Raw genomic sequence first — 4,655 nt, 5'->3', positions numbered from 1 at the left:
ACGGCATCAGCGAAGGTAATCGAGAACCGAGGAAAAAATGCGGTCGGACTGACCGTGTTAGAAAACGCTCGCGGAGGCGATCTGACGGGGATCGACCGGGTTAAACCAGGTCGATCTAGTTAAAAGCCTAAGAACCGAGAATCCCCCGCTACACCGCGCGAGCGGTTAGCGGGGGAGAGTCAAAATCGAGTGTCGAATTTGAGTAGGAGACGGGATAAAATGGCCGATTGGCAGGAAATAGAGGGGGGGATCACGGCCCCAAAAGGATTTAAATCCGCAGGGATGGCCGCGGGGCTAAAACCGTCCGGTTTGCCCGATTTAGCCCTAATTGTCTCGGAAACAGAAGCGATCGCCGCTGGAGTTTTTACCACCAGTCAAGTGCGCGCCGCTTGCGTCGATTATTGCCGTCAACGCCTACAAACTAAAGCCAGCGCCAGGGCGATTTTGTGTAATGCCGGCCAAGCAAACGCCGCCACGGGGGAAGCCGGGTGGCAAGATGCCCTCGATAGTGCCGCTGCCTTGAGCCAAGTTTTAGGGATTCCCGCCGATGCAATTTTGCTGGCTTCTACGGGAGTCATCGGGCAACGGATTCGCATGGATGCGTTAACCGCCGCTTTACCGACCTTAGTGGGTTTATTGTCGGAAAATGGTGGCGAAAGCACCGCCCGGGCGATTATGACCACGGATCTAGTCCCCAAATCGATCGCCTTGCAAACCACTATCGAGGGTCGTCCGGTCACAATTGGGGGAATTGCCAAGGGATCGGGGATGATTCACCCGAATATGGCGACGATGCTCTCCTTTATTACCTGTGATGCCGCAGTATCGACGGTTCTCTGGCAAAATATGTTAAGCCGGGCGGCCAATAAAAGTTTTAATCAGATCACGGTGGATGGGGACACCAGTACCAATGACAGTCTGATCGCCTTGGCTAACGGTCAATCGCGCACCACAGCCATCACAGAAATGGGCCGGGATGCCCAAAAGTTAGAGGCCATGTTAACGGAAGTTTGTCAATACTTGGCGAAAGCGATCGCCCGGGATGGCGAAGGGGCCACCTGTTTAATGGAAGTGCGGGTTTCGGGGGCGGCCGATGATCAGTCCGCTCGTCAGATCGCTCGCACCATTGCCGGTTCTTCCTTGGTAAAATCGGCGGTTTTCGGTCGAGATCCCAACTGGGGACGAATTGCGGCGGCGGCGGGCCGGGCCGGGGTTGTCTTCCATCAAGAAGACCTACAAATCAAGTTAGGCGACTTCGTGATGATGGAAAATGGCCAACCTCTGGCGTTCGATCGAGCTAGTGCCAGTAATTACCTGAAAGCGGCAGCAAGCGGGGCTTATTTACAAGAAGATACCGTTTTAATGTCTATCTGTATCGGTAACGGTTCGGGAACAGGTACGGCCTGGGGTTGCGATCTTAGTTACGATTACGTCAAAATTAACGCCGAGTACACCACCTAAAGCGATCGATCGGTTCTGTAAACAGGCTCTCTTGTCTTTGCTGGATTGTATCGCAACTCACACACCATCCAAGAGAGCCGATTACCCTTAATTAATCTTTTCAATCACTGCTTGTCCTAGTTGAATCAACTCAAAACCGATAAAAAGGCTTAAAATCACAGTGACAGCCTGATTAAGTAGGGGTATATTGCCTTTGCCTAGAACAGAAGCGACGAATTTGACCACAACTAAAACGAGAGCGCTAACAACGGCGATTTTGACGGCTATCATAGATTAATTTTTCCTCACGGTTAACCAAAGTATACTATGTTCCTGACGGGGTGACAAGCAGATTGAAAGTGAGACAGGGTGTGGGGGGTAGGGTGTAGGGAGCAACAATCCATAACTGGGTTTTTAAAGTTCGATTTGTCTCGTTCCAAGGTAGAACGAACCTCCGCAAATGCGTTCCAAGGGTTTCCCATAAAACGATTTAGTATCATTCCCAAGTATGAGAAAGCTGCCCAATGCCCAGGTTTTTGTTAAGAATTGTAAAATGTAGTTAGATTTATTTGCTCAGAAGGGGATTTATGTCTAACAAAGAGTCGATTTTTCCGTTCCCTCAAAAACCAGTGTATTCCTCCGTATTCAAGTCGATTTTAGCGATAATTACAGTTATCTTAATTATGTTAGCAGTGATCGGCGGGCTAATGATGGTCAGTTTATCATTATCTTGGCCAGAACACAATATTTATCGATTAATCCTTGGCTTAGTAGAAGATTTTTTTAATCCATTTGCTTGGATTAAAGTTCCCACGGTTGCTCATAGCTATCAATTATTATTACCCACGGTTATCCTGCTAATTCTTACGCAGTTAATCATTTTCTTTTCTCCGCGTCCGCAAGTTTGGTCAAGATTAGTCATTATTTCTATCACTCTAGCTATCACCCTGCGCTATCTAGTTTGGAGAATTCTGGCCACCTTAAATCTTTCCACCCCTCTCAATGGCTTTTTTAGTTTACTACTTTTAGGCATTGAGATGATAGTTTTAAGTAGTAGCATGATTCAGTTAGTTTTAGTCTTAACCACAAAAGATAGAAGCCAAGAAGCTGATTTTTATAGCCAAGCGGTGATCAATCAACAGTATTTGCCCACGGTAGATATCCTGATTCCCACCTATAATGAGCCAGCCTTTATCTTAACAAGAACTATTATCGGTTGTCAAGCCCTTAATTATCCTCATAAAAATATTTATATTCTCGATGATACCCAGAGATCAGAAATTCATCAATTGGCAGAAAAATTAAATTGTCATTATCTGACTCGTGAGGATATAAAAAACGCTAAAGCAGGTAATTTAAACCATGCTCTCGGACAAACCCAAGGGGAATTAGTGGTAGTTTTTGACGCAGATTTTATCCCTTGTCGGAATTTTCTAGAAAGAACTGTTGGCTGGTTTCAAAACCCTAAAATTGCCCTAGTGCAAACTCCCCAAAGCTTTTATAATGCTGATCCTATCGCCCATAACTTAGGTTTAGAAAATATCGTTACTCCCGACGAAGAATTATTTTATCGTCATATTGAACCGGCTAAAGATGGGGTGGGTAGTCCTGTTTGTGCTGGCACTTCTTTTATTGTCAGAAGAAAAGCATTAGAGGAAGTGGGATATTTTAATATAGAATCTATTAGTGAAGACTATTTCACTGGAATTGCTATTTCTGCCAAAGGTTATGAAGTTATTTACTTAAATGAAAAACTCAGCACTGGTTTATCTGCCGAAAGTTTATCAGCTTATTTACGGCAAAGATTGCGCTGGGCAAGGGGAACTTTGCAGGCCTTTTTTATCAAAGCTAATCCCCTAAAAATTGCGGGATTAACTCTCCCTCAAAGATTGGCACACTTAGAAGGAATATTATCTTGGTTTTCTCCCTTAGCTCGTTTATTTTCTCTACTTATTCCTCTCCTTTATACCTTTGGATATATAGTACCTTTGAACATTACCATCGATGAGACAATCTATATCTTTTTCCCCTACATGATGCTGCAGTTAGCCACTTATCACTGGTTAAATTCTCGCTCGCGCTCGATTGTTTTTTCTGAGGTACTATCGATGATTATTTGTGTACCTACATCCCTAACAGTTCTCCATGTTCTTTGGAAACCCTTTGACAAAGGATTTCAGGTGACACCGAAGGGAATTGCTCGCCAAAATTATCAATATAATTGGCACTTATCCTACCCATTGCTGTTTTTTCTCACTATTACTTTAATTAGTATTTTCTTTAATTTACGCCATCACAATTATCAAGAAAGTCCCCTAAATTTTGGCTTGATTTTGGCTATATATAACGTGGTTATTATCATGACTGCTTTAGTGGCTTTATTGGAAGCTCCCCTCACCCTAGAAACTCAATACCAAGTGCTAGAATATCCTGTTAACTTGATAACAGAATCGGATATAATTATGCAGGGCAATCTGAAAAAACTTTCAGAAATAGGAGCAGAAATTCACCTGAGGGAACCCATCTACTCAGAAAAATTACTCCTAGATATTTTAGGCGAAGATTTGCGCCTATCGTCTCATCTAGTCAATCTAGAAAAACGAGGAAAAATCTGGCAAGCAACCCTTAAATTCCAGCCACTTACCCTATCAGACCAGAGAAAACTAATTACTTTTTTATTCTGTCGTCCCCAGCGCTGGCCAGTGAAAAATACGGCAGGAGAATTACAATCCCTTTGGTTGTTAATTATCAGCTTTTTTCGGGGTATAGGCTTGATTTGTCGGGCAATTATGAATCGAAAAACAGCCCTTTAGTTCAGTCAAAAATCGAAAATACTTATCGAAAAATTACTGGATGCTTATCGTATCAACTGGCTTTTGTCTGTGATTTTACTCACATGGCTATTCCTGTATTATCACAGTTGTCACTTGAGCAAAACTTGATCAGTAGTTAGGTGTTAAAAACTGTCAGATACCCCGCTTAATAAGGGGGGAGCTGCACCCCCTTATCAAGCGGGGCAGGGGGGATCGAACCCAAAATCCATCTTCAATTTAATTATAACCAGCTATTTATTATTATAATAGAGGTAACCATTCTTAGTTGACATCCTCACCGCCGTAAAACGGACGGTGATTCCCAAACCTCACGATTTAGGTTTCTGCTTCTTTCCCTTGCGGGGTTCCGCACCTGCCTTAACAGATTTACTCTGTTCTGGT

Annotated in this window: 3 protein-coding genes; 2 read left to right on the top strand and 1 reads right to left on the bottom strand. The window is 43.7% G+C overall.

The window, feature by feature from the left end; genetic code table 11:
- The first annotated feature begins 219 nt into the window (after window positions 1–219).
- Window positions 220–1,461, top strand: coding sequence for a bifunctional ornithine acetyltransferase/N-acetylglutamate synthase (gene argJ / locus IM477_RS13920; protein ID WP_287732168.1), 1,242 nt, complete (start codon window positions 220–222; stop codon window positions 1,459–1,461).
- 87 nt (window positions 1,462–1,548) lie between these two features.
- On the opposite strand, the gene IM477_RS13915 is transcribed toward argJ, so the two are convergent.
- Entirely contained in the window at window positions 1,549–1,731 is a 183-nt protein-coding gene (locus tag IM477_RS13915; RefSeq protein ID WP_002769951.1) for a hypothetical protein, read from the bottom strand.
- Between the two features lie 296 nt (window positions 1,732–2,027).
- Between IM477_RS13915 and IM477_RS13910 the strand changes: the two genes are divergently transcribed.
- Complete coding sequence (locus IM477_RS13910; RefSeq protein WP_287732167.1) at window positions 2,028–4,253, top strand: glycosyltransferase family 2 protein; 2,226 nt, start codon at window positions 2,028–2,030, stop codon at window positions 4,251–4,253.
- The last annotated feature ends 402 nt before the right edge of the window (window positions 4,254–4,655 follow it).

Source organism: Microcystis sp. M090S1 (genome assembly GCF_020246295.1).
Lineage (GTDB): Bacteria > Cyanobacteriota > Cyanobacteriia > Cyanobacteriales > Microcystaceae > Microcystis > Microcystis aeruginosa.
The sequence above is the reverse complement of the archived record's forward strand: the minus strand, read 5'-3'. Positions and strand labels throughout refer to the sequence as shown.